Source organism: Paraburkholderia metrosideri (assembly GCF_904848625.1).
In the GTDB taxonomy this organism is placed as follows: domain Bacteria; phylum Pseudomonadota; class Gammaproteobacteria; order Burkholderiales; family Burkholderiaceae; genus Paraburkholderia; species Paraburkholderia metrosideri.
On the sequence record NZ_CAJHCP010000018.1, the window covers coordinates 1 to 24,482 of the forward strand.

The following is a 24,482-nucleotide window of genomic DNA, read 5'->3' on the forward strand; positions in this document are numbered from 1 at the left end:
TACTTCAGGTACTTCAGGTACTTCAGGTACTTCAGGTACTTCAGGTACTTCAGGTACTTCAGGTACTTCAGGTACTTCAGGTACTTCAGGTACTTCAGGTACTTCAGGTACGTCGGGCACTTCGGGTACTTCAGGCACGTCAGGTACTTCAGGTACGTCGGGCACTTCGGGTACTTCAGGTACTTCAGGTACGTCGGGCACTTCGGGTACTTCAGGTACGTCGGGCACTTCGGGTACGTCAGGTACTTCGGGTACTTCGGGTACTTCGGGCACTTCGGGCACTTCGGGCACGTCAGGTACTTCAGGTACTTCAGGTACTTCAGGTACTTCAGGTACTTCAGGTACTTCAGGTACTTCAGGCACTTCAGGTACTTCAGGTACGTCGGGTACTTCAGGCACCTCAGGCACCTCAGGCACCTCAGGCACCTCAGGCACCTCATCCACTCCGCTCGGCACCATCCTCACCAACGGCGGCAATCTCGTCACTGCCGTGGGCACAACCGTCTCCGATACCGGCACCAAGGTCACCGGCACATCGGTCCCCGGCCTCAACAGCGGGACAACGACCAACCTCGGCGCCGCTGTCACCGATCTCGGCAACGGCGTGAAGGCACTGGGCAACGGCACCATCGCCGGCCTCGGCACCTTGGGCAGTTCGACCAATCCGCTCGGGCCGACCTTGACGTCCACCTCCACCGTCGTCTCGGACGCCGGCTCAGCCGTCAAGGCAGTCGGCGGCGTCGTGTCGAGCCTCGGCAGCGGACCGCTCGCGCCGCTCGCACCGGTGACGTCGACTTTGGGCACCGTCGTCGACGGCGTCGGCACAGGCGTCATCGCGGTCGGTTCCGGATTGAACAAGGTGCTCTCCAGCGGACCGGTTCAACAGGTCGAGACACAACTCAGTTCGGCGATCAATCCGATCACCACGACCGTCTCCAACACGACCCAGACAATCGGCAACGCCACCGGACTCGGCGCACCGCTCAACGGCCTGCTCAGCACGATCGGCAACGGACTCGCTTCCGCCGGCACGAAAGTGTCGGGCGCCACCGGCAATCAGGTCGGCAAGGACGTCGGCGGAATCGTGAGCCAGTTGGGGAACACGGTCACCAGCACGGGCGGACTGCTTACGGGAGCCACCACCAATCCGCTTGCGCCGCTCACCGGCTTGCTGGGTGGAATCGGCGGCACGGGTAGCGGCAGCGGCGGCACGATCTCCATTCCACCACTGACCGGTCTGCTCGGTAATCTCGGCTCCCTCGGCTCCCTCGGCTCCCTCGGCGGAACGGGCGGCACGAGCGGGACGACGGGCCTTGGCGGCCTGCTGAGCCCGATCACCGGTCTGCTCGGCAAGGGCGGCGCCTCCGGCACGACGAATCCGCTCGCGCCGGTCGTCAGTCTGGTCGGATCGCTGACGGTGACCGTCACCGGCGGTGTCAGCGCAAGCGCAGGCACCAGCACCACCAGCACGACGCAAGGCGGCACGGCGAACAATCCGCTGAGCACGCTCATCAGCGGGCTGACAGGCGGCACCGCAAACGGCTCAAGCAACACGTCGAACAAGAATCCGCTCGCGCCGGTGACAAATCTGGTCGGCGGATTGCTCGGCGGCATCACCGCGGGTGGCAAATAAGCGTTACTTCAAAGCGTTATTTCGACGAAACGGCCGGGCCTCAAAAAACCAATAGCCCGGCCGCCGCAATGTCATGACGACGAGGATGACATGAACTCCACTTTCGACACTGTCGCGCCCATTCGCGACTCGCGACCGCGCTCGGCCACACCGTTTTCGGTCGGCCTGCTCGGCATCGCGGCCGGGCTGTTCACGCTCTGGCTGCTGCGCGACAGTACGTCGCTGGACGGCGCGACCCGCAGCACGATCGCAAGTCTTGCGATCATCGCCACCATCGCCGTGTACGAACTGTTCGTCGCACGCGTTTATCTGCGTCCGAGCGCTGGCCTCGCGAGTGGAGCGTTGCGTCCGCTGAGCATCGCGCGCGTCGGTTTGAGGCTGGGCGCACTAGCGTCCATCTATGCAGGCATCGGCCTGCTCTACTGGCTATTACCCGAATACCACGGGGCGTTCTACAACCCGTTCTGGTCGCTCCTCCGTACGCTCGCGCCGTATGTGATCGTCGCCGCGCCGTTCTACTTTGCCTGGATGGACCGGCATCAAAGGGAAACCGATGATGCGTATCTTGTCTGGGCACGCCTGCTGTTTCGCGGCGAACGTCCGTCGGGCTGGCGACCGGTGCGCGAGATGATGGCAGGCTGGATGGTGAAAGCGTTCTTCCTGCCACTGATGACCGTCTATCTGTCGACCAATGCGGATCACCTCAGTGCATCGTTGACGACTGCACTTGACGCGCCCTTTTCGCTCGCGTCGTTCCGCTTCATGTACGACCTGTCATTTGCAATGGATCTGATGTTCGGCACTGTCGGCTACCTGTGCACATTCCGAATTCTCGACAGCCACGTTCGCAGCGCAGAGCCGACCACGCTCGGCTGGCTGGTTGCGATCATCTGTTATCAACCGTTCTGGTCGTTGATCTCAAGCCAGTACATCCACTACGAAGGCTCAGTGTTCTGGGACAACTGGTTGATCTCACTGCCAATCGTGCGGATCGTGTGGGGCACGGTGATCGTCGCGCTGCTGTTATGTTATGCGCTCTCCACGATCTCGTTCGGCTTGCGGTTTTCGAATCTGACCAACCGCGGAATTATTACTTCGGGACCCTATCGATTGACGAAGCATCCCGCGTACATAGCGAAGAACCTGTCGTACTGGATGATTACGGTGCCATTCATTGAGCCACTGGGATGGAAAGTGGCGGTGATGCATTGCGCGGCGCTGATCGCGGTGAATCTGCTGTACTTCATCCGCGCCAAAACCGAGGAACGGCACCTGATGAACGATCCGGAATATCGCGCGTACGCAGAATGGATTGCGAGAAATGGGATGGTGGCGAAGTTGACCCGGATATTCTGAGTCGCGCGCGGGTTCCCTCGATCCATGCATCTGTTTGAGATGCCCGCGCTACCTGGTGATTTTTATCCGATGGGTAGATAGTCAGAATCTATAAATTGAGTACGGCTCTCCTCACCCTACCCACTTCCCCAACCCCGCCTGCGGCCGCGAAAACGCAAACCCCTGGGCCAATGCGTGCGGCCATTTGCTCACCCACTGCAACTGTTCCGGCGTATCCACACCGTCGACCACCACTCGCATACCGAGCGAATGAAGCAGGTCCATCAGCGATGCCAGCACCGCACACGCGCGCTTATCGCGCGGCACCGCGCCCATCAACTCGCGCGCGATCGTGATGGTGTCCACATCGAGCGCGCCGAGCATTGCAAGCGACGATGTCCCATTACCCCACTTGCCCAGCGACAACCCAACGCCCGCCTCACGAAGCGCTGCGGTCAGCGTACGCAACGTCAGCAGCTTCGCCGCTTCAGCGCTATCGGTCACTTCAATTTCAAACAGATCGAGCGGCACGCCATAAGACGCAGCCACACGTGCGAGATCGTCGGCAAATGAATCGAGCAACGCAATTTGCGCGGGAACCGTGATCGCGATCGGCACCAGCGGCATCTGCGCGGCAAGACAAGCACGCACTTCGCGGCATACGCTGTCAACGACAAAGGCCGCCATTTCGTGCGCGACCTCAGGATTCTCAAGCGGCATGTTGAAGATGCCGGGAAGCAGCAGCCCATAGTCAGGATGCGCCCATCGAACCTGCGCCTCGAGCCGCGCGAGTGTGCCGTCAGCCGCGCGATAAGCGCCCTGGAACACGAGATGAAATTCGCCAGCGCGCAGGCCGTCGCAAACCCGGCTTTCCAGTTCGCTCAGACCCACGGAGGGATCGCCAGGAATCTGTGGATCGTTGGCAACACTTGCCACCATTGGCATGGTGAAAGAGCGCGCCAGCGATATGTGTTTGGCATAGTCGAGCGTGTGCATGGCAATGGCACTTTCTTTTAACCCGGCCAACGTACGCACATGTCGTGCCAATTCGGAAATGCAAGCGCAATAAAAATGGGGGACTACGCTGAAAGCCCCGCCCCACCGCATTTCCAGCGATTTTCTACCCAGCAATCTAATTGCTTGTGCTCGGCAATCAAACGTTTGCGTGCGCCGACGTTACGTAGCGTCACGCCGCGACGTAACAGAACGTCTCACATTTGAGACAGCAAAGGCTGCAGCTTTCTAAAAGACCAGCGGAATTTGACGGCATTTTTTACCCGATCGCGCTGCACCTTTACGATTTGACCCGTTAAAAAAGATTGACTAGTATCCGCAAAACGCAGCAACACCGACTGCGAATTTCTCTAACAGTCACCAAGTAGCCGATGCTAGAAATTCCTCTTTCCGATACCGATTGGGCTCGCGTTCAATGCCTTTTCCCCGAGCTAGCTTCTACACGCGGCCGCCCCCGACGTAGTGATCGCGAGATCCTCAATGCGGTCCTTTGGATACGACAGCAGAAAGAAAAATGGCACAGGCTGCCTGCAACATTTCCCCCCCAGCAGACCTGTTATCTCCGTTATATGGAGTGGAAAAAGACCGGCACTCTAAATCGCGTTTATGAGCTTCTTTTCGCTGTAGAGCCGGAGTTGTCAGGCTGCTGATTCAAGCATTGAATCTCTCCACATACGTACGAATGCAGAAACATTCGGCCGCATGTGGAGCAGGGCCTAACCAGGCAACCGCTTGACTTAAAGCGCTGCCAAAAGAATCGCTACGCGGGTCAGACGATCGTAGTCATCGCTGCGTCGAGACAGAACAATCAGACAGGCCCAAAATGGTTAGCGATCCTTCCCGACCTGAATGAAAAATTCACCGATCAAACAAACGGGATAACTGAACACTCAATGCCATCAGCGAGACTCGAAAATCCCCGCTTCGACCTATCGCAAACCTAACCTTCACCTTCGTCTCTACGACGTATGGTCAGCAGATAATTCGACTACGTCCCCAAAATGACGGATCGAATCGCCAATTTTTTGCGCTGAACAGTTCCGGGCATTTATCTCAAATTTCACAATAAGCCTTAACTGAATCGGCCATTACTCTCGCCAGTTCGCAAAACTACAATGTAACTACTGAGTACGAACAACATCGTTCGCAGCAAGACAAAAACCGAACTGGAGGTAGTTCATCATGAAATCGCTTATTCAAGCTGTTGTTATCGCCGCTGTAGTGGCCGCCCCTGTCGCATCGTTTGCTCAATCCAATCAGCCGATGACCCGCGCTGAAGTGCGCGCAGAACTGGTCCAACTCGAAAAGGCGGGTTACCAACCCGGCATTTCCAGCCCGCATTACCCGGCCGATATTCAGGCAGCACAAGCTCGTGTGGATGCGCAAAATGGCACAGCTCAACCCGCGGAAAGCAGCTTTGGTGGTGTCGTGAGCGGTTCGTCGCAATCGGGTCAATCGAGCCACGCAGTTCAGGCAAATGGCCCGCAGTCGATCTACTTCGGCCACTAAATAGCCAGGGCGCATGCTGCATTGCAGCAGCGGTTCGACATAAAGAAGACGAGCCGCAGTCGTCAAGCGCCACGTGTTAATGCGCCGCTCAGCATGCTGGGTGCGCAAGTCCGGATATAAACGAGCTGGCCCGCGACCGGGTTTCTCCGATCGCGGGCCAGTTTTGTATGGTTTACCTCCGTCATCGGGCTCCCGATGACTTCGCCCGGTCCCTCGCGGTCCGGGCGCTTTTTCGCTAAAGCCTCGCGCTGCCCCTCTGTCTATTGCCCTGACCGGTCGCTCGAAGCGCCCCGTTCAGGCAGGGTTGTCAGCGAAACGGCGAGCGGGTTAATCGCGCGCGACCAGATCGCCCACTTGACCCCGGCCAGTAATCAGGCAGCTCGACAGGAAGTTTTCCCCTTGGCTGCTGGCCCCGACCTCTCCAAAACCCTTCTTCAACGCGTCCGACTTCACCATGGATGCACCTTGGTGGCAGGTTATTGTCCCTATTTCTCCTGCCTGCGCGCGCATCAAGGCTCTATCAGCCATCAGATAACCGAGCAACAGCACGACGGCAATATTGAACGCTTGTCTCATGGTTCGCCTCCTCTTTAGAAGAGACTAACGCGAACCGGAGGTGACTGGTGTTAGGGGTTTCCCGATTAATAGTTAGGCAGTGATGCAGATTAAATCGCTTCACGTGCGGTGCGATTCGCTCTACGGGGCGGGATCAGGTTTTACCCGTAGTACGCCGAATCGCGCGAAATTCCGCTACCTGTCTGCCATTTCCCGCCTTGACAACGAATCACAGCGCGAGTCGCGCAGACATCCGCCTTATCACTTAAAGACGCGCTTCGATCTGCCGGATCCTCTTTTCGACCGCGTAGCGCACCCGTGCATTCGACGGCACGATCAGCAGCGACGACCCGATAATCTGATACACCCGGTTCCGCCGTACCTTGGATACCTTCTGCGGATCGAGCCACGCATCGTTATCCACCAGCAGAAGTAGCGTCTCCAGGCCGATCAGAATCGGCCACAAACACGCGAGTCGCAAGCGCAACGACAATGCGGGAATCGCCAGCGTATAGTCGAGCGCCTCGCGGAAATGATCGAGCGTCCTGCGCAGAAGTTCGACCATCAGCGGCCGTGCACGCATCGAGTTTGCTGGCAGCAACAGATCCTGCGGGCTCAAGCCGGACTGATCCAGCATGGTCTGCGGAAGGTAACAGCGGCCAATCCGCAAATCCTTGCCGCAATCACGCAACACGTTGGTCATCTGAAGCGCTTTGCCGAAACGCACGCCTCGACGCGACATCGTGTCGGGCAGTTCTTTCAACGTCCCCGGCATATGTGCGTACGTCATCGTGGTCCAGAACTCGCCGACACAGCCCGCTACCAGATACGTGTATCGATCCAGCTCGTCATACTCCCGTAGCGCGGCGATCTGACCGGAACGTTCGTCGGGGAAAGTGCGAAGGTCGAACTCCATCCCCTCGGTCAGCGTCGACACGATCCCCCGTACCGCGCGGCGGTCGGACTCGCTCAGTTGCTTCAACACGCCGATTGCGGGGCCCAGCGATTCGAGCAGGACTTTCTCGTCCGACTGGTCCTGCCGGCCCGCCACTTCAGTTGCCATGCGTTGGAACAGTGCGCCGTCGTCCGCGGCGCCGTTCACCTGATCGCGCAGCGACAGCAGCAACGCGAGGCGTTGCTCGGGTGAGATCAGCGACGTGTCGGCAATCGTATCGGCCGCGCGTGCGAGCAGGTAAGCGAGGCCGATCGGATCGCGCATGCCGGCCGGCAACACACGCAGCGTGAGATAGAAGGAGCGTGAAACGCCTTTCAGGAGCGGGCCGAGAAGGAAGGCCCGGGTCGGATTCGGCATGGAATGGTTCAGGTCGATGTTAGGCAGGTGCAAGGCAAAAAAGCGGCCCCAGATCGGGCGCTGCCGAATTGTATACGGCGAAGCGTTCCCGCCGCGCCATGGCGCTTGCAGGCGGCGCGGTGCCGGCTGCGTGTCGACGGCCTTCAGGCGGCAGTGGGTGAAGAGTCGGCAGCAGCGTCGGATTCGTGGTCAATCAGCACCGGTGGCTGACGTATTGACGCGGACCACCATCCGCCCACCGCTGGCCGGTTCGCCAAGTGCCGTCAGCCTGGATAGAATCTCCCGCAGCCAGTCACGGCAAGCGCCCGTCCGACTTCGGGAACGCCAATTGCTAACGAGGTTTGGTTCAGCACCAAACGGCTCGCGGCTACGCCGTCGCTTCTCCGCACTTTGAATGACACATCGACAATGACTATCCACGAATCCCAGACGTCCCCCCGGCCTAGAGCGACGCGATCCAACGTGGAAACAGGTGTCCCCGGTTTCGACGAGATCCTCGGCGGAGGCTTGGTGCGCGGCGGCGTCTATCTGCTGGAAGGGATGGCGGGCGCCGGCAAGACGATCCTGTCGAGCCAGATTGGTTTTCATCGCGTAAGCCAGGGCGAGAAGGTGCTGTACATGACCTTGATCGCCGAGTCGCACGACAAATTGCTAGGGCATCTGAAAGGCCTCAGTTTCTTCGACGAGAAAGCCGTCGCGCAGCAAATGCTGTTCGTGTCCGGCTATCACGAGTTGATGCAGGATGGGCTCGACGGCTTCCTGAAACTGATCGCGTCGAGCATTTACGACTACCGTCCGAGCCTGATGATCATCGACGGCTTTCGCAGCGCACGCGAATTCAGCGAGACCGAACTGTCGCTGTCCAAGTTCATCCACGAATTGAACGCGCTGGTCGCCGCGATGGACTGCACCACGCTCTTGCTCGCACCGCTTTCCGGCAACGAACCGCATCCCGAGCACACGCTGGTCGACGGGCTGATCGAACTGAACCGCTATAACGACGGCATGCGCCGCGCCCGCGAGATCGAAGTGCACAAGATGCGCGCGCGTAATCATCTGATGGGCAAGCATTTCTTCCGCATCGCCGAAAGCGGGCTATTGATGTTTCCACGTCTCGAAGCGCAAGGTGCAGGTCAACCGGGTCCCGTCGATCTGAAATCACGCCTGGGCTTCGGCCTGCCGCACCTCGACAGCCTGCTCGGCGGCGGCTTCGCGCAAGGGTCGACCACCACGTTGATCGGACCGTCCGGCGTCGGCAAAACCTTGCTCTGCCTGCAGTTTCTCGCGGCGGGCGTGGCGCGCGGCGAACGCTGCCTGTACCTGGGTTTTTATGAAGGACCGCAACGCCTGATCGGCAAGGCAGAAGCGGTATCGATCGCATTGACCGACGCTTACGAAGACGGCCGCCTCATCCTTCAGTGGCAACCCGCCATCGAACTGGCCGTCGACGAACTTGCGGCCACCGCGCTCGCCACAGTCAGGCAGACCGGCGCGACGCGTATCGTGATCGACGGGGTGGAGGGTTTTCGCGACTCCGCGTTACGCACCGAGCGCTTCGGCCTGTTCCTGAACGCGCTGCTGCACCAGTTGCGCGAAGCCGCCGTCACCACGTTGCTGACCGAAGAGCTGCCGCTTTACGCCGATGCCAGCCATGCGAAGGGCGTGCGGGTTTCCGCATTGACAGAAAACCTCGTGCTGCTGCGCTATGCCGAATCGGAAGCCGGTTTGCGGCGCATGATCTCGGTGGTCAAGCAACGCGAAAGCGCGCACGACACCTCACTGCGAGAACTGGTGATCTCATCCGCGGGCCTCGACGTGATCGAAGGCCCGCCCGGTGCCGCCGGTACGCATCTGGCGGCGGGCCTGTCGCCCACGCTGCCGTCGCGACGGACCCTGTAGCCCGCCATGAAAACGATTCTGGTTGTGGACGACGAGTTCGACATCCTCACGGTATGGCGACTGCTGCTGGAGCGGCACGGCTATCGGGTGTTGACGGCGTCGAACGGGGCCGCCGCGCTCGAGCAGATACGCCAGACCCGGCCCGACATCATCGTGTCGGACTGCATGATGCCGATCATGTCGGGGTTGCAACTGTGCGCGGCGCTGTATGCCGACCCCGATCTGCGCGACCTTCCGGTCATTCTGTGCAGCGCGGCGTCGGACATTCCAGTACAGCCGAACCCCCATATCGCTTACGCGCGCAAGCCGCTTTCCTTCGACGACCTGCTCGCCATGCTTCAACGCATGGAGGCATGACGAAGCGCGTGACAGCCGTGCCGGTGGGTCTGCGCAGACCGCTCCGGCTGAATACTCGCTTTTCGAAGTCGCGCTGGCCGTGGGCGCTTCTTCGCGTCCCTCGCCTCCAGAGATCTCGCATTTCAAATCCGGTCGCACCAGAAACATCGCGAATTCGCCGTCATCGAGGTTGAGACGATCGCGCCATTTCCCGAGCTTTGCCAGCGTTCACTGATTCTTCGCCAGCTTTTAAAGTAAGCCATCGATCGCGCACAGCCAGAACATCGGAGCGCGTCGCAACTTTCGGAGGCTCGGTGATGAACAGCAATCGTGGCTCGATTCCAGTTGCTTTCTTCGGAATCGCGGTGGGCGCCCTAGCGTTCGCCAATCTGTGGCGCGTGGCGATCAGGGTGTGGCACCTGCCTGCCGAGGTGGGAACCCTGTTGACGGTCGCGGCTCTGGGCGTATGGGTCGTCATTCTGGCCGCCTACGGGCACAAGTGGCTAACCGACCGCGCGACGGCCCGCGCGGAAATGCAGCATCCAGTGCAAGCGTCGTTTGCGGCGTTGGGGCCCGTGTCCAGCATGCTGGCTGCGCAACTTCTGCAGCCGTATGCACGCACTCTGGCGCTCGCGCTGTTTATCGTGTCGGTGATCGCGCAACTGGCGCTCGGCGCCTGGTTACACGGACGGCTCTGGCAAGGCGGCCGCAAGCCCGAACTGACCACACCGGCTATTTATCTGCCGACTGTCGCGCCGAGCTTCGTCGCGGGAACAGCCGCCGCTGCGTTCGGTTTTCATCAGGTGGGTGAGCTGTTTTTCGGAGCTGGGCTGCTCTCTTGGTTCGCCATCGAATCGCTGGTCCTGCATCGTGCCGCCGTGCATGAACCGCTGCCTGCCGCGCTGCGCCCGATTCTCGGTGTACAGCTTGCGCCGCCGGTTGTGGGTGGCGTGACTTACCTGAGCCTGACCAGCGGTACGCCCGATCTGTTCGCGATGATCCTGCTTGGCTATGGGCTGTATCAGGCACTGATGCTGCTGCGTTTGCTGCCGTGGATTCGCGAGCAAGCGTTCGGGCCTGGATACTGGGCTTTCAGTTTCGGGGTAGCGGCATTGCCGACAATGGCACTGAGGATGGTCGAACGAGGCGCAACGGGCCCGGTTGAATGGGCAGCTCCGGTTCTGTTCGTCGCGGCAAATGTGATTATCGGCATTCTGGTCGTGAAGACTTTGGGTCTGCTGATGCAAGGCAAGCTGATTCCTGCTGCCGCCACTGGATCCACAGCCGTCCAGCCTGCGATTGCGCAAACCCGCACTGATTCACGCATCGCACAAGCTAGCTAACAAGCAAGAAGCCCCCCGATGCAGCGAGACGTCCAACGCCGTTTCGCTGCATCGCAGCAGCATGGGGTAGTCACTGGGCACCTTGGGCCTGAACCCCGCCGACAGTGACACTCAGAACCCGTGCAGCGACACGACGATCAACGCCGCGCCGACCACCGCCACCACATCTTCAATCAGCGCCGCCGGCGCATCCCGCCCAAACGTCCGCGCCATCGCGGCCCGCACACTCGCACCGCCGACCGTACCGATCACCGCGCCGACGACACCCACCACCGCGCCGAGCGCTCCCACAATCCAGCCGCCCGCCAGGCCACCGTGCGCCCCGCTGATCGCCGCCCCACTCAAGCCGCCGAGAATCACTCGCGCGCCGAATTGCATCGGCACTTTGCGGCTCGGCGTTTCGGGTAATTGATCGGTAATCAGTTCGACGACGGCGAGCACCGTGAAGATATAAGGCGTGGCCTTGAAGCCGAGAAACGCGAGCGATGTGCCCGCCAGCGGCAACCATCCGGCATACGCCGCCCAACTGACGGCAGCGGGAGCGGTCATCGCGCGAAGGCCGGCGATGATGCCGATGAACAATGCCAGGACATACACGGACATAGTGGACTCCGAATCAGGACAATGATGCGCAGTGGGACAAGCCGACGGTTTATATGGACGAACGTCGGCAGAACGTGTCGAGCATTTCACCTGGACAGTCAACTTCTCACCGCATCAATCGAGGCGATCCGCAGTTGATCGCGCGGCTGCCCCAATTCGGTGTGGCCCTAGTGTCGCACAATTCGACGGATGAAACCCAGCGATGGCCGCTGCCCGCCGCGGCGCTATGGTCGGGGCCATTAAACAGTGATAAGTTAGGCGACTCACAAGAAAATCTAATAGCTTCCGATGAGACCGCATCTCCCGCTGAATGCGCTGCGCGCGTTCGAATCATCCGCGCGGCATTTGAGCTTTACGCGCGCCGCACTCGAATTGAATGTCACGCAGGCGGCCGTGAGCCAGCAGGTTCGATCGCTGGAAGACCGATTGGGCACCACGCTGTTCAAGCGCTTGCCGCGCGGCCTCGCGATGACCGACGAAGGACTCGCACTGCGGCCGGTGCTGACTGACGCGTTCGATCGGATCGAAGCGGTGCTCAAGCAATTCGAAGGCGGTCACTTTCACGAGGTATTGACGATAGGGGTAGTCGGCACGTTCGCGGTCGGCTGGCTGATGCCCCGGCTCAAATCGTTTCGCGACGCGCATCCATTCGTCGAACTGCGATTGCTGACCAACAACAATCTGGTCGACCTCGCCACAGAAGGACTCGATTTCGCGATCCGCTTCGGTGACGGCACGTGGCCCGGCTCGGTCGCGACCCGTTTGCTCGACGCGCCACTCGCCTTGCTCTGTACGCCGGAGATGGCCGCGCATCTGTCGAAACCCGACGACCTCGCCGACGCGACCCTCCTGCGCTCCTATCGCGCCGACGACTGGATGAACTGGTTCAAGGCCGCCGGCATTTCGCCACGGCCGGTTCGCGGACCGGTATTCGATTCGTCACGGCTGATGGTCGAAGCGGCAATGCAAGGCGCGGGAATCGCACTCGCGCCCGCATTGATGTTCGATCACGAGATCAACACAGGCCGCCTGGTCCGTCCATTCGATGTGGAAGTTCATGCGGGAAGTTACTGGCTAACCAGCCTGAAAGGCAAACCGATGACGCCGGCCATGGTGCTGTTCAGTCAATGGATACTCAAGGAAGCCGCCCAGTACTTGCCGGGCTAGCAAAGCGACACGCGGCGATGACCGTTCATTGCGGGCCGCTCGATTTGCTGCGGAAATACATTCCACGAACCGTCGTCATGACGGAAGAAGAAGATCGACAGCAGACCGCCGGGTCGCAGCGCTTCCACGCAAACATAACGCTGATGCTGCGACGCGCGATGGCAAAACTGCACGACACGAGCGGGCATCGACGGTGTCGGGGCGAGCCATTTGTCGACGGCCCAGTGCAAGGTCTTTTCTGCGGTAACCATGATGTTCTCCTTGAGTCTCGATGGATTCACGCCAGGCGCGCAGCAGTTTCGCCGCTCTTCACCCCGCTTTCGACAAACGCTTTCACGAGACACACCAGTGCATGCACGCCGGCGCGCGGATGGCGCAGGCAGCAATGCACCTGTTCGCTACGGCTTTCCCCGAGCAGACACCACGCGCAAAAGTGTTCACAGTTGTTGGTCAGCAGGCGATAACGGTTCTCGCCGAGACGGGAGCGTGCGCGGCGCACCGCTTCATCGCCGACGTAGCGGGCGCTCGGCGTCGAGCGGATCGTCAGGGGATGGCCGGCGGCGAAGTGCGACAGTTCCACTTCTTCAACCGGGCCGCGATGCGCTGAACTCGCAAAGCCAGCGTAGTGAACGACCCGACCGTTTCCCACGTAAATGCCGTGATGTTCGTAACCACGCCGTTGAGTGACGAGATGCGCGCCAATCGGCAGATCAATCGTGGCAATCGTGGATGAAGTTGCAGGAAGAATGTCTCGTTCATCGTCGGCTACGTTGCCCGTTTGAAGAGAGAAAGTATTCATGGCTGGCCTCGTTTCAATTTCCAACACTGTTGCGAGGTCTTTTGCATCTTCCGGGCCATGCGCTGAAAAGCCCATGTTTAAAGGGGTTTTCTGGTTTTCAATGGGCGTGGGGCAACGCGGGTGTCAGCCGTGAACCAACAGAATTCACGTTGAAGTGTTGGCGCGGACCGCCCCTTGGCTGTTTATTTGCAACTGCAGAGCGGCAAACGCTGATTCATTCGAACAACGCAGAACGCCGGTCGCATGTGTTGGGTCTCACACCGACCCGATAGCAAGCGTGTTGGGTCAGCGCTAACCTATGGACGCCCTTTCGCCCACGGACTAAGTGCGCAAGCGCACAGAATTGCCATGCAATCAATGTGTTATGACAACACGCAATGGATCGCCATCAATTGGCACAGCACTTGCAATAACACGTTCAGACCTTTTAAACCGCGCGCGCCACCTGTCGGTCACGCGCGGCCAACCGGAGAACGACATGGCTCACATCACAGTGAACGATCTCTCGCTCAATCTCGCGCTCGACCGCAAAGCAATGGCGGCTATTCGCGGTGGCGGCGGGGCTCCATGGGTATATGGCTGGATTCAGCCCTATGTTCGCGACACGCCGAGCATTGGACCCGTCGTCAACCTGTACGACGTGTCCAACAACTTCTACGCTAACCAGATGATCAATCAATTCCAGTCGGTCGACGTCCGCAATACCGGCGCGAACTCGAACATCAATGTCGCACCCGACGCACTCAGCCGGAACAATTCGGTGTAACCGTTGTGACCTGTACGAGCCAATTTCGCTGGACGTCGTCCGCGCGTTCCGACGCCGGACGCGTCCGCGAGATCAATGAAGATGCCTGCCTCGACCAGCCCGGTACCGGTCGCTGGGCCGTCGCCGATGGCATGGGCGGACACGCGGTCGGCGATCTGGCGAGCCGTCTGGTCATTGATGCGTTAAGCCGGATCGCGTCACCTGTCAGCATAAAAACGCTGATTGCCGATGCGCGTGCACGCTTGCAAGCGGCTAATCAGCAACTCAGAGACGAGGCCGCGCGCCGTCAGGTGCAACGCATTGGAAGCACGGTCGTCGTGTTACTGGCCTGCGATCGATTCTGCGGCTATCTGTGGGCCGGCGATAGCCGCATCTATCTGTATCGCGGCGGACAATTGCGGCAACTCACGCGCGATCACAGTCAGGTGGAACAACTCAAATCACTGGGCGTCATTACCGATGAAGAGGCACGGCATCATCCGGCGCAGCACATGATTACGCGTGCAGTGGGCGCAACGGACGTGCTGGATCTCGACGACGATGCAATCGAAGTCGCCGACGGCGATATATTCCTGCTCTGCAGCGATGGTCTGAGCAATGAGCTCAGCGACGACGAGATGATCGCGGTACTGAGTTCGGCGGAACGCGAGAGCGTGTCGGAAGAACTGGTCGAACTGGCATTGGCAAGGGGTGGTCGCGATAACATCACCGCTGTAGTCGTTCAGGCGGAAGACCTCAATGGCGCCGATAAAACGCTGTTGAATCCCGCACCCTGAGACAGGTTGCCACTACGCGCTACCCATCCCCTTCTTCTTCGTCATGCTCGTCAGCGCCATTTCTATTTGCTTGCGGCATAGCGCGATTGCGAAACTCTTTCGAATGCAACCCGTGTTTCTTTAAAAGCATCTGCAAATGCGAGCGATTCATGTCGATGCGTCTCGCCAATTCAGCGACGGTGCCGTTCACTTCGCGCAGCCCGCGTTCCAGAAAGGCTTTTTCCGCATCGTCGCTAGCGGCTCGTTTGGCGTCGCTTAGCGACATCAGATTAGCCACGCTGATCGGCTCCTGGCCGGTCGCCGATGCCGAAGCGTTAGCCGAAGCAGCCGCCGACCCCGGCGCCGCGGGCCGTATGTCGACCGGCAAATGATCGACATCCGCCATATCGCCCGCAAGGCACGACACGCGATACATTACGTTGCGCAATTCACGGATATTTCCCGGATACGCGTAATTCAGCAGAAAGTCCCTTAAACGAGGGGTCAATCTGACCGGCCTGCGCTTCAACGTCCCGGCGGCCTCGTCGCCGAACCAGGCGATCAATAGTGGAATTTCATCCCGCCGCTCGCGCAGCGGCGGCAGCGTGACGTGGATCACGCTCAGTCTGTAGAACAGGTCTTCGCGAAACTTGCCCTCTTCGCTAAGCTGCCGCAAATTGCGATTGGTTGCGGCGACGATCCGTGTGTCGACGGCTATCGTTTCATCGGAGCCAACCCGCTGAATCTCGTGCGCTTCCAGCACACGCAGCAGTTTGACCTGCCCTGCTAGCGGCAACTCTCCGATCTCGTCAAGAAAGATCGTACCGGTATGCGCGCTTTCAAATTTCCCCTTGCGATCATTCGACGCCCCGGTAAAAGCGCCTTTGCGATGCCCGAACAATTCCGATTCCAGCAGATTGTCCGGAATCGCGCCGCAGTTCACGGAGATAAACGGCTTGTCCGCGCGCGAGCCGTTCGCGTGAATCACTTTGGCCATCAACTCCTTGCCCGTACCGCTCTCACCGTCGATCAACACCGGCAAATCAGTCGGCGCCGCTTTCTCGGCAATTTCAAGCGATTCGAGCAAACGCGCATTGTCGCCAAACGTCCCCTCGAAAATGAAGCTGCGTTCGAGCAATGCCTTACGGCGCGCGCCACGCGATTGGTCGACATGCTCGTGCGGCTCGGCAGAGGTCGCCGCCTGCACGAAGCGCTCCTTGTGCGACAGCTGCATCACTTCGTCGCGCAATGAAGTGGCCTGCCGCAGCAGCTTGTCGATATCGGTGCGCTCCAACCGTGACGACCAGCGCAACGTGGAGCGCAAAATCTCGATTCGTTCGATCAGTCCCGCGTAAGAAATCGCGGGACTGGGCTCTTCAATCTGGTCGAGAATCTTCATCATCACGCACTCAACTGTTTCTGGACCAGTTGGTAATACATACCGCCGCGCTGGATCAGCTCATCATGGCGGCCCTGTTCGACAATCGCACCTTCATACAGTACGAGAATCTTGTCCGCACGCATGATGGTGCTCAACCGATGGGCAATGATCACCGCCGTACGACCCTTCAAAATGTCATGCATGTTGCCGAGAATATTGCTTTCCGATTGCGAGTCGAGTGCGGAAGTCGCTTCGTCGAAGACGAGAAAGCGCGGGTCGTGATAGAGCGCCCGCGCAATGCATAGTCTTTGTATCTGCCCGCCAGACAGACCAATGCCACGCTCACCGACAATCTGCTCGTAGCCGAGTGGCATCTTGCTGATGAATGCATGAGCGTCGGCCATCCTGGCGACTTCTTCAATGCGACGCCGGTCGGGCGCGTCGTCGCCACTCGCAATGTTCTCCGCAATCGTGCCGGAGAACAGCAGATTGCTCTGCATCACGTAGCCGATCTGCGCACGATAATAGGCTTTATCGACGACGCCGAGATCGTAGCCGTCGATCGTCATCTTGCCTTCGCTCGGCGTGTAAAAGCCGACCAGCAGTTTCGCAAGGGTAGTCTTGCCTGAACCGCTTCGGCCCACTATGGCGATCAGCTCCCCCGGTTTGATCTCGAAACTGATGTTTTCGAGCACATACGCGGAGTCGTTTTCGCCATACCGGAAGTAGACGCCGCTCAAGCTGATGTCGCCCTGCAATTCGGGCAACATGACGCGCGACGGTAAATCTTGCGGCTTCTGCTCCGGTTCGATATCGAGTACGTCGCCGAGACGCTCCATTGCGACACCCGCGTCGTTCAACATGCTCCATAAGCCGACTAGTCCCATCAACGGGCCTAATACGCTGCCCATGAAAGCGTTAAACGCAATCAGTTGACCGATCGTCATTTCGCGCGCCAGCACCAGATTCGCGCCGACCCATAGAATCGCAATCGTCGTCGCCGCATTGAGCAACTGGCTGCCGAATCCCACGAGAATATTGAACGCATGCGCACGATACTGGACTTCAAGGGCTTTCGCGTACTTCTTCTCCCAGCGCAGGCGCACGGGCCGTTCGATACCCATCCCCTTGATTGTCTCCACGCCTGCGAGCGCCTCCATCAGAAACGACTTCGATTCTGTCGACGCAGTGAACACCTCGCGCGCGTAGCTTTTAATTTTCGGCGTGGCGAACGCGGTCAGCGCCATGATCGGAATGACGAACGCGATCAGCACAAGCGTCATCTTCACGTTGTAGACAAACATGATCGTGAAGTAAATGAACACCATCAACAGGTTCAGCGCAGTGGTCACAGTCGATTCGGTCAGAAACGCGCGGATCGTCTGATTCTCCTGGAAGCGCGCGAAAATATCACCGGTTTTACGCTTGGCGAAAAACGAAAACGGCAGCGACAACGTGTGCTTGAAGAACTGCGACATCATCGCGAAGTCCATATTGCGGACCATGAAATTCGCGAGATACGCGCGAATCGTCGACATCAGTTGAGAGAATACGTTGGCGATAATCAAGCCGCCTATCAGCAGATGCAACAGGCTCACGTTCTGATGCACGATGACGCCGTCCAGGATGTTCTGGATGATCAGCGGTGGAATCACGCCCAATACCTGAATCACGAAAGTGGCAAGAAACAGATGCCCAAGAATCTTTTTATACGGCTTGAGGTAGCCGACAAAACGTATCCACGGAGATCGCGAGGCCGACATTTGCAGCAGATGCGGGCCTCCGGTAAATAGCAGACAGGTGCCGCTCCAGCCGCGCTCGAAGTCTTCCACTGTCAACTTTCTGAAGCCGAGCGCCGGGTCTGCGAGCCACACGTATTCTTTCGACAATCCGTACACCACGACATAGTGGTAGCCCTCCCAGTGCACGATGAACGGCAGATCAAAGCCGCGCAAAGAATCGAAAGTACACTGCACTCCACGCGCAGTGAAGCCGAGCGCCTCGCCCGCACGCGCGAGGCTGTCGAGTGTGGCGCCCTGCGTGGTGACATTGGCCAGCTCACGCAATTTTCCTAACGTCATGGGAATGCCATAGTGACGGCAAACCATCGCCAGGCACGCAGCACCGCAATCCATCTCTTCAGCTTGCTCGACCAGCGCAAAACGTCTGATCACCTTCTCGCCGAATTCCGGCTTGCTCTGTAAATCAAGCATCAGCGGCAGTTTACGGCGCTGTTCAAGCCGCTTTTGCCGCTGCAATTCGCGATCGCCGTAGCGAATCCGCTCATCGAGTACTTCTCGCAACTTCGGATTACGTTCGAGAATAAAATGAACCGTGCGCTCCGGAATCACTAGCAAACGGGTGTCGGTGGTCGCGATGACCGAAGCCATCTGTTCCTGCCGCATCAAGCACGCTTTCTCGCCGAATATCTCGCCTTCGCCGAGCGTCGCGAGCGTGTAGTCATGACCGTCCTCATGTCTGACAATACGCACTTCGCCTTGACGCACTACATAAAGACGCCGGTCGTCGCGACCGTCCTGCTTGAGAATATCCTTGCCCGCCGCAACCCGTTTTACGCCTACGCTGCGCACATACTCTTCAAGTTCGGCCTTATTCAACTTGCCGCGCAAATCGAACAACTGCGCGACAAAGCCGCCGGCCGAACTGATCGCTACATAGCTCGCGACGAACGCCAGCGCGGTCTGATTGGCTGCCATGACCGGTTCGATTGCGGCGCGTGGAATGAACAGCAACTCGGTCTTTGCCGACGAGCGCACCGACGCTTCGTGCACATACGTACGCAGCATCGCAATGTCGGCGAATATTTCACCGGCCTTGCGCACGCCCATACTGATTTCCTTGCCGTGCTCTTCGGTGAAGATCCGCACCGAACCCGAACGCACGACATATAGCCCGTCGGCCACCTCGCCCGTCGAGCAGACCGTTTCGCCAAATGAATAGAAACGCGCTTGCGCATAGTCGGCAAGGCGTTCGATCTCATCGCGCGAGAATGGCGAGAGAATTTCCACCGAGGCTAGAAACCCGGCGGTGGATGGCGCGGTCTGGGGTGCATCCATGTGTTTGCGGACCTCGAATCGGCGGGACGTTATGCTGTTATTTCGCTGAAATAGCTATCGCGCTTCTATGACGTGCTCCTGCGCGCGTGCGATCAGCCAGCTCTCGCGCAGCAAACGTCGAACTTCGGCGGCTACGTCCGCATCAAGCGTTGCAGGGTACTTGGCGGTCACTGCGAAAATCTCGTAGCACGATCGATCCGCAGAAGGAAACGGCCCAAGCAGATCGCCCACCGCCGCATTAAAAATCTTCGCCTCAATCTCCGGCTTTAATGAGCCTCGCAGTACTTTGCCGATTACGCCACCCGCCTCACGTGTATCGGCGATCGAATGTTCCCGCGCCATGTCGGCGAAACTGTCCGGATCGTCATGTAGATACGAAATCATTTCCTTCGCTTTTCCCTCGCTGTCGAGCACGATATGGCTCACCTCGATCGAGTCGAACTTCGGTGAATTCAGCGCGAAGTAGTCTCTGATCGCAGCCTCGTTGCCGACCTCGTCGAGCATCTTCTCCTGATACAAACCATCGGTAACGAATGCCTCGAATTCGTCGAGACTCACGTGGAGGACATCGAGGTACTGATTCATATCCGTCGCACGATGCAAGCCGCGCACACGGCGAAATTGATCGGCGCGCTGCTGGATTTCATCTGCCGTCACGGCGATGCCCTGCTTTTTCGCCGCGTGCACCGTTAGTTTGTCGCGCACAATCTGCTCGATCAGACTTTCGAACTGGCCAGTCAGCTTTAGAAGGCGGACGAACTCGGCCACATCCACGACTTCATCATCGATACGCACTATCGCGGTCATTTCATCGGCTCCTTAGATTGACGTGTAATCGGCGCGCTCAATTCCGTTCTCAACCTGCTACCTCTCTGAACGGATCGAGACCGAGGTCGATCAGGCGCCGCTCGCGCACCACGATCTCCGCGTTGGCCGTCATGCCATAACGCAATGGATAACGCGTATCGGCGATCTGGTAGTAGTTTCTGTCGAGCGTCACGCGACCCTCGTAGACCGGCTGCTTGTCCTGCAGCGACGGCTTCGTCGCCGGCGAGATATAGGCGAGCGTGCCGCTGATCAATCCATAACGCTGATACGGAAACGCATTGAATTTGAGCTTGACCGGCAAGCCTTCATGCAGGAACGCCCGATCGTGCTCGGCGATTTCTATCTTCAGAACCGGTCGCGCGTCTTTGGGCGCAATACCGCCAAGCGGCGCGTTTGCCTGAATCTTGTCGCCGCGTTGCGTCGACGTCACGTCTGTGATGACACCCGAAACCGGCGCGAGGATCAGCAGGAAATTGTCTTTGTCGATGTTCTCGAAGCGAATTCGTGCGGCCGCTTCGGATACCAGCCGGGCAGTCTGCAATTGCAGACGCAGTTTGTCTTCCGCGTCGGTAATGTCCCGCACCGCCGAGTCGTATTGAAGCTGAAGGTCCGTAGTTTGTTGCCCACTGGTTTCGAGTTGCGCATTCGCCTGCGCATATTCGTGACTCAGGCGGAAGTCCAGTTCAGTGAGCCGGGATTGCGCGACACGATATGCGTTATCGGCTTCCATCGCGGCAGTGCGCTTCTGTTCGACCTGCAATTCGGCGATACCGCCGCCGCCTGGTTGCGCGAACAGCTTTGAATAGCGATCCAGTTCCTCTCGTGCAGCCTCACGCGTGCGGCGCGCGTTATCGAGCACGCTGCGTGCTTCGTCCAATTCGGCTTTCTGCCCTTCTGCGAGCTTGGTCGTGCCTTCGGACACGCGGTTTTCGTGTTGCCGTGCTTCCACTTCCATTTGCGCCTTCAGCGCGGCCGCTTTGCGCTCCATCAACGCCTTCTTCTCGGGAAACTGTTTCCAGTCACGCTCGGCGTCTTCAAGTTTGAGTTGCGCCTGCAGCGCGTTGCTGGCCGCCTCGATCGCGCCGCGCGCGTTCAACCGTGCGAGCACGTCACCTTTCGATACCGGCTGTCCTTCGGCGATATAGAGATCGGCCAGTTCTCCGTCGATCGGCGCATAGATGCGGCGCACCTCCGATTCCGGCGACAACGTGCCCTGCGCGGACACGATCACATCGGCGCGCCCCACGAACGACCATAGCAGCCCGGCGACCACCAGAGCGACCATCGCCCAGATCAGCGCCCGCGCGATCTTCACTGGCTCGGCGGTCAGAATCGCGATGCCTTCGACGCTGTGATCCTCCAGCGCCTCCGACAGCGACCTAGGGTGATTGTCGCGCTTCACTCTGGCCGCCTCCGATCAACGCCAGCTTTGCCTTCAGCAGGCCGGGCTCCAGCACCATGCGCAATTCCGTCAGCGAGCGGCGCTGCAAATCCGCCTCGGCTTCGATATCGGCGAGCAGGCGGTCGAAGTCGGCGGGATGGTCCGCCTTCAATTGCGTGTAGATACGCATGCCCTGTTGCGCCGATGTTTGCGCGTCGGAGAGCAAACGCGCCTCACTGCGAAATCCTGGTGAAATGCCGGCCTCCAGCCGTTGTGTGCCGCCAATCGGGCCGCTAGCGCGATATTGTTTCCACAGACTCTGCGCGCGCAGCAGGAGATCCTGCGCGCGCGCCAGCGCCTTGTCGTGCAGTGCCGCCACGTCTTTCTGAATCGATTGCACGAACCAGGAATCCGCTGCGGGGTCGAGACTTGCATAAAACGACAACAGGTGCTGGTCGTAGTCGCTACTGCCACGCGTTTTCTGCAAATCGCTGAATTGATCGAGCAACGCTTTCTTGTGCGCCAGTTCTTCACCAAGCACGTCGGACCACGGCCCCGCAGGCATCGTCTGCAAACTGGACAGCGCTTGCTGTGTATCGCCGCGCTGCCATGCGGCGTCCACCGCATCCTGACGCTGGACGACATCCGCCGACGGCAAGCGGTTTGCAGTGAGTTGCCGGAATTGGGCCTGAAACGGCGGCGTGGTGAAGTGCGCCGACTTCATGAGCGCGAGCAAAGGCGTCAATTGGCGACTGAGCGCGGCATTCAGCAGAGCGGTGTATTCGCGCAAATCGGCCCGCACCTGATCGAGGCCGGCAAGACGTGGATAACGCTGCGCGTAATCATCAAGTATCGGCGGTAGCGCGTCGGGCTTATCCTGCGCCAGTTCGGTGCTTATCGAACCGTTGAGACGATCAATTGCGGCGACATACACCGAATCGTCGCTCTCCAGTTTTCGCAGATGACTAAGCGCCTGCGCGTACGGCTCGGCAAATACCGGCACATAGGACGCGATTCGATCGAGTGCGCGCTGATGACTCTTCGAGTCATCGTCCCACCGTTGCAGCAGACTGTTAATGGTGGCCTCATCCGCATACATGTGAATCGGCGCATCAGCGCCGCCACGAGTTGCCACGAAGCGCTCCAGATCGCCCACCCACTGCAATTCTCCGACCAGCGAGGTTGCGTCGGTATTGTTGGCGCCTAGCGATCTCATCTCCTTCAGCAACGAGTCCGCCTGATCGAATTGCGCTTTTTCGAGCGCGTTCAGCCAGCCGGGAAGCTTCGCCTTCAGTAACGCCTCGCTCGCCAGCGCGCTGACCTTCGCGTCTGCGGGATGAGTCGACAAGTAACCATTTGCCGCCACGACCGCACTGGTGTAATCGCCGCTTGCCAACAGACTCTTCAACTCTCGCTCCGACGAGCCATGCAGGTACAGCCCTACGCCGATGGCGCCCAACAGGACAACTCCCGCACTGCCCCATCCGATAATCCGTTTCACGCCAATGTGATCGCCGTCTGCAAAAGCCTTGCCGAGTTCAGTCGCGAGCAGGCGCCAGCGCCACGGCTTTCCTTTGGCCGGTCTCGCGCTGCCTGCACCTTTCGCGCCAGTCGCATTGGCCGCCTGATGCACACCGTTTGCGTTACGTGTTCCATTCGTGCTCCCCGCCTGCGCTGTGATCGGCTGCGCCGCTTCGTTGACTTCGTCTTCACGCTGCAGCGCCGGATCGACGCAAAAGATATCGAGGAACGAATGCGCCGCGCCGACAAACGTTGTCTTGTCAGCATCGACTGCGTCATCGGCTGCGGGATTAAGGAGTAATTGGGTCACAGTGGGCTCGACTTCCGGGGGCTTCTGCAGCGACACCCTGTAGACGAAGTGGTCGCCGCCAAATGCAACGAGGTCGCCCTCTACAAGCGGCATTGCCGACTCATCCAGCCGCTGCCCGCCGACGAATGTACCGTTCGTGCTGCCGAGATCTTCGACGTAAAGTTCGCCGCCCTTCAGAAAGATGTGCGCGTGACGGCGCGAGATGTAGTTGACCTGATGCGGATAGCGCTCCCTATAACGCGAAAAAACCTCGTCCGCCTTGCTGACGAGAAAGGGGAACGCGTGCACCTCGATGGGCTGCAAGTCCAGGTCGCCGCGCTCGGGAACCAGCAGCAGCGCCGGCGCGGACGATGCACTCGCCGCTGCGACGATGCGCGCCCGTGGCTCGATGCTCACGCGATAGCAAAGCTCGCCGCCAAAGCATAATTCGTCGCCGGCCCTCACGCGCGCGGGTGTTTGCCGTACTGCAACGCCATTCACCGTCGTACCGTTCTTGCTGCCGAGGTCGGCGACGTAAGCGGCGCCATGCTCGGTGAAAATCCGCGCATGACGGCGAGACAGCCGCGCAATTCGTTCGGTGGGGTAGTCGGTGAAAGGCGCCTCGCTGCGGCCGATTGCGAACAGGTTGTCGACGATCCGGATCGCGTCGAGCGCCGGACGCTGCGCCGACGCAACCGGCGACAGCACGATGTCGAACGCAGCTTCCACTGCGGCGTTCATCTCAGCAATCGGAGTTTCGCCTGTGGTCATTTTTTATCTGGATCACTAATCGTTTACCCGTTGCTTTGGGACGCAACGGAAACGGGACGAATGACTACCGCGAAACAGCGTTTTTCTGAAGAGCCGCGTGAATGCAGGCTGCTTAAAGATTGTAAGTCACGCATGGCGAGTGTCAATTTCCAGATCATCGGTTATGAAAGCAATTAATGCGTCACATGCAGCCTAAATATCCGCGCGG

At 59.3% G+C, this 24,482-nt stretch carries 22 protein-coding genes; 10 read left to right on the forward strand and 12 right to left on the reverse strand.

Annotated features, from left to right (window positions below):
- On the reverse strand, positions 1 to 459 hold a 459-nt coding region (locus LMG28727_RS34690; protein WP_407945886.1), incomplete at its 3' end, for a hypothetical protein.
- A gap of 31 nt (positions 460 to 490) precedes the next feature.
- On the opposite strand from LMG28727_RS34690, the gene LMG28727_RS30140 reads away from it, so the two are divergent.
- Both LMG28727_RS30140 and LMG28727_RS30145 read left to right on the forward strand, forming a co-directional pair.
- Positions 491 to 1,633, forward strand: a complete 1,143-nt coding sequence (locus LMG28727_RS30140; RefSeq protein ID WP_328811511.1) for a collagen-like triple helix repeat-containing protein — start codon at positions 491 to 493, stop codon at positions 1,631 to 1,633.
- 90 nt (positions 1,634 to 1,723) lie between these two features.
- The gene (locus tag LMG28727_RS30145) at positions 1,724 to 2,989 is read left to right on the forward strand and encodes an isoprenylcysteine carboxylmethyltransferase family protein (RefSeq protein WP_201645991.1); all 1,266 of its coding nucleotides are present in this window, start codon (positions 1,724 to 1,726) and stop codon (positions 2,987 to 2,989) included.
- 111 nt (positions 2,990 to 3,100) lie between these two features.
- Here the strand turns inward: LMG28727_RS30145 and LMG28727_RS30150 are convergent, their stop codons facing one another.
- Positions 3,101 to 3,964, reverse strand: coding sequence for an EAL domain-containing protein (locus LMG28727_RS30150; RefSeq protein WP_236592483.1), 864 nt, complete (start codon positions 3,962 to 3,964; stop codon positions 3,101 to 3,103).
- A gap of 389 nt (positions 3,965 to 4,353) precedes the next feature.
- On the opposite strand from LMG28727_RS30150, the gene LMG28727_RS34860 reads away from it, so the two are divergent.
- A complete protein-coding gene (locus LMG28727_RS34860) occupies positions 4,354 to 4,632 on the forward strand; it encodes a transposase (RefSeq protein ID WP_201645992.1) in 279 nt (92 codons plus the stop codon).
- Between the two features lie 532 nt (positions 4,633 to 5,164).
- On the forward strand, positions 5,165 to 5,491 hold the full coding sequence (locus LMG28727_RS30160; protein ID WP_201645993.1) for a DUF4148 domain-containing protein: 327 nt from the start codon (positions 5,165 to 5,167) through the stop codon (positions 5,489 to 5,491).
- A 327-nt stretch (positions 5,492 to 5,818) separates the two neighbouring features.
- Here LMG28727_RS30160 and LMG28727_RS30165 read toward each other — a convergent pair whose 3' ends face one another.
- Complete coding sequence (locus LMG28727_RS30165) at positions 5,819 to 6,067, reverse strand: hypothetical protein (protein ID WP_201645994.1); 249 nt, start codon at positions 6,065 to 6,067, stop codon at positions 5,819 to 5,821.
- Positions 6,068 to 6,311: 244 nt separating this feature from the next.
- On the reverse strand, positions 6,312 to 7,358 hold the full coding sequence (locus LMG28727_RS30170) for a phytoene/squalene synthase family protein (protein WP_201645995.1): 1,047 nt from the start codon (positions 7,356 to 7,358) through the stop codon (positions 6,312 to 6,314).
- A 408-nt stretch (positions 7,359 to 7,766) separates the two neighbouring features.
- On the opposite strand from LMG28727_RS30170, the gene LMG28727_RS30175 reads away from it, so the two are divergent.
- From LMG28727_RS30175 to tehA, 3 genes are all read left to right on the forward strand, one after another.
- On the forward strand, positions 7,767 to 9,257 hold the full coding sequence (locus LMG28727_RS30175) for an ATPase domain-containing protein (RefSeq protein ID WP_201645996.1): 1,491 nt from the start codon (positions 7,767 to 7,769) through the stop codon (positions 9,255 to 9,257).
- A gap of 6 nt (positions 9,258 to 9,263) precedes the next feature.
- A complete protein-coding gene (locus tag LMG28727_RS30180) occupies positions 9,264 to 9,614 on the forward strand; it encodes a response regulator (RefSeq protein ID WP_201645997.1) in 351 nt (116 codons plus the stop codon).
- Between the two features lie 296 nt (positions 9,615 to 9,910).
- On the forward strand, positions 9,911 to 10,936 hold the full coding sequence (gene tehA, locus LMG28727_RS30185) for a dicarboxylate transporter/tellurite-resistance protein TehA (RefSeq protein ID WP_201645998.1): 1,026 nt from the start codon (positions 9,911 to 9,913) through the stop codon (positions 10,934 to 10,936).
- 111 nt (positions 10,937 to 11,047) lie between these two features.
- Here the strand turns inward: tehA and LMG28727_RS30190 are convergent, their stop codons facing one another.
- Entirely contained in the window at positions 11,048 to 11,539 is a 492-nt protein-coding gene (locus LMG28727_RS30190) for a DUF4126 domain-containing protein (protein WP_201645999.1), read from the reverse strand.
- A gap of 288 nt (positions 11,540 to 11,827) precedes the next feature.
- Between LMG28727_RS30190 and LMG28727_RS30195 the strand changes: the two genes are divergently transcribed.
- Positions 11,828 to 12,706: a LysR family transcriptional regulator gene (locus tag LMG28727_RS30195; RefSeq protein WP_201646000.1), complete on the forward strand. Its 879-nt coding sequence runs from the start codon at positions 11,828 to 11,830 to the stop codon at positions 12,704 to 12,706.
- On the opposite strand, the gene LMG28727_RS30200 is transcribed toward LMG28727_RS30195, so the two are convergent.
- Both LMG28727_RS30200 and LMG28727_RS30205 read right to left on the reverse strand, forming a co-directional pair.
- Entirely contained in the window at positions 12,703 to 12,957 is a 255-nt protein-coding gene (locus tag LMG28727_RS30200) for a hypothetical protein (RefSeq protein WP_201646001.1), read from the reverse strand. The genes LMG28727_RS30195 and LMG28727_RS30200 overlap by 4 nt on opposite strands.
- 26 nt (positions 12,958 to 12,983) lie before the next feature.
- Positions 12,984 to 13,505 carry a lecithin retinol acyltransferase family protein gene (locus LMG28727_RS30205; protein WP_201646002.1) on the reverse strand — a complete coding sequence of 174 codons (522 nt, stop codon included), beginning with the start codon at positions 13,503 to 13,505 and terminating at the stop codon, positions 12,984 to 12,986.
- A 478-nt stretch (positions 13,506 to 13,983) separates the two neighbouring features.
- Between LMG28727_RS30205 and LMG28727_RS30210 the strand changes: the two genes are divergently transcribed.
- Together LMG28727_RS30210 and LMG28727_RS30215 are read left to right on the forward strand one after the other, a co-directional pair.
- Complete coding sequence (locus tag LMG28727_RS30210) at positions 13,984 to 14,271, forward strand: hypothetical protein (protein WP_201646003.1); 288 nt, start codon at positions 13,984 to 13,986, stop codon at positions 14,269 to 14,271.
- 5 nt (positions 14,272 to 14,276) lie between these two features.
- Positions 14,277 to 15,047 carry a PP2C family protein-serine/threonine phosphatase gene (locus tag LMG28727_RS30215; RefSeq protein WP_201646004.1) on the forward strand — a complete coding sequence of 257 codons (771 nt, stop codon included), beginning with the start codon at positions 14,277 to 14,279 and terminating at the stop codon, positions 15,045 to 15,047.
- 19 nt (positions 15,048 to 15,066) lie between these two features.
- On the opposite strand, the gene LMG28727_RS30220 is transcribed toward LMG28727_RS30215, so the two are convergent.
- Genes LMG28727_RS30220 through LMG28727_RS30240 form a run of 5 tightly spaced genes read right to left on the reverse strand, consistent with a single transcriptional unit; the run spans position 15,067 to position 24,274 of the window.
- A complete protein-coding gene (locus tag LMG28727_RS30220; RefSeq protein WP_201646005.1) occupies positions 15,067 to 16,428 on the reverse strand; it encodes a sigma-54 interaction domain-containing protein in 1,362 nt (453 codons plus the stop codon).
- Positions 16,428 to 19,484 (reverse strand): peptidase domain-containing ABC transporter, encoded by a 3,057-nt coding sequence (locus LMG28727_RS30225; RefSeq protein ID WP_201646006.1) that lies wholly within the window; start codon positions 19,482 to 19,484, stop codon positions 16,428 to 16,430. Before LMG28727_RS30225 ends, LMG28727_RS30220 begins: the two co-directional genes overlap by 1 nt.
- A gap of 54 nt (positions 19,485 to 19,538) precedes the next feature.
- On the reverse strand, positions 19,539 to 20,291 hold the full coding sequence (locus LMG28727_RS30230) for a peptidylprolyl isomerase (RefSeq protein ID WP_201646007.1): 753 nt from the start codon (positions 20,289 to 20,291) through the stop codon (positions 19,539 to 19,541).
- 49 nt (positions 20,292 to 20,340) lie between these two features.
- Positions 20,341 to 21,714 carry an HlyD family efflux transporter periplasmic adaptor subunit gene (locus LMG28727_RS30235; RefSeq protein WP_201646008.1) on the reverse strand — a complete coding sequence of 458 codons (1,374 nt, stop codon included), beginning with the start codon at positions 21,712 to 21,714 and terminating at the stop codon, positions 20,341 to 20,343.
- A complete protein-coding gene (locus tag LMG28727_RS30240; protein ID WP_201646009.1) occupies positions 21,692 to 24,274 on the reverse strand; it encodes an FHA domain-containing protein in 2,583 nt (860 codons plus the stop codon). Before LMG28727_RS30240 ends, LMG28727_RS30235 begins: the two co-directional genes overlap by 23 nt.
- Positions 24,275 to 24,482 lie beyond the last annotated feature (208 nt).

What these genes read in the sequence shown, in the direction of transcription:
- LMG28727_RS30225 (WP_201646006.1), bottom strand. Translation starts at nt 19,484, where the DNA reads ATGGATGCACCCCAGACCGCGCCATCCACCGCCGGGTTTCTAGCCTCG.
- LMG28727_RS30200 (WP_201646001.1), bottom strand. Translation starts at nt 12,957, where the DNA reads ATGGTTACCGCAGAAAAGACCTTGCACTGGGCCGTCGACAAATGGCTC.
- LMG28727_RS30230 (WP_201646007.1), bottom strand. Translation starts at nt 20,291, where the DNA reads ATGACCGCGATAGTGCGTATCGATGATGAAGTCGTGGATGTGGCCGAG.
- LMG28727_RS30175 (WP_201645996.1), top strand. Translation starts at nt 7,767, where the DNA reads ATGACTATCCACGAATCCCAGACGTCCCCCCGGCCTAGAGCGACGCGA.
- tehA (WP_201645998.1), top strand. Translation starts at nt 9,911, where the DNA reads ATGAACAGCAATCGTGGCTCGATTCCAGTTGCTTTCTTCGGAATCGCG.
- LMG28727_RS30165 (WP_201645994.1), bottom strand. Translation starts at nt 6,067, where the DNA reads ATGAGACAAGCGTTCAATATTGCCGTCGTGCTGTTGCTCGGTTATCTG.
- LMG28727_RS30180 (WP_201645997.1), top strand. Translation starts at nt 9,264, where the DNA reads ATGAAAACGATTCTGGTTGTGGACGACGAGTTCGACATCCTCACGGTA.
- LMG28727_RS30145 (WP_201645991.1), top strand. Translation starts at nt 1,724, where the DNA reads ATGAACTCCACTTTCGACACTGTCGCGCCCATTCGCGACTCGCGACCG.
- LMG28727_RS30160 (WP_201645993.1), top strand. Translation starts at nt 5,165, where the DNA reads ATGAAATCGCTTATTCAAGCTGTTGTTATCGCCGCTGTAGTGGCCGCC.
- LMG28727_RS30205 (WP_201646002.1), bottom strand. Translation starts at nt 13,505, where the DNA reads ATGAATACTTTCTCTCTTCAAACGGGCAACGTAGCCGACGATGAACGA.
- LMG28727_RS30190 (WP_201645999.1), bottom strand. Translation starts at nt 11,539, where the DNA reads ATGTCCGTGTATGTCCTGGCATTGTTCATCGGCATCATCGCCGGCCTT.
- LMG28727_RS30220 (WP_201646005.1), bottom strand. Translation starts at nt 16,428, where the DNA reads ATGATGAAGATTCTCGACCAGATTGAAGAGCCCAGTCCCGCGATTTCT.
- LMG28727_RS30150 (WP_236592483.1), bottom strand. Translation starts at nt 3,964, where the DNA reads ATGCACACGCTCGACTATGCCAAACACATATCGCTGGCGCGCTCTTTC.
- LMG28727_RS34860 (WP_201645992.1), top strand. Translation starts at nt 4,354, where the DNA reads ATGCTAGAAATTCCTCTTTCCGATACCGATTGGGCTCGCGTTCAATGC.
- LMG28727_RS30170 (WP_201645995.1), bottom strand. Translation starts at nt 7,358, where the DNA reads ATGCCGAATCCGACCCGGGCCTTCCTTCTCGGCCCGCTCCTGAAAGGC.
- LMG28727_RS30195 (WP_201646000.1), top strand. Translation starts at nt 11,828, where the DNA reads ATGAGACCGCATCTCCCGCTGAATGCGCTGCGCGCGTTCGAATCATCC.
- LMG28727_RS30240 (WP_201646009.1), bottom strand. Translation starts at nt 24,274, where the DNA reads ATGACCACAGGCGAAACTCCGATTGCTGAGATGAACGCCGCAGTGGAA.
- LMG28727_RS30210 (WP_201646003.1), top strand. Translation starts at nt 13,984, where the DNA reads ATGGCTCACATCACAGTGAACGATCTCTCGCTCAATCTCGCGCTCGAC.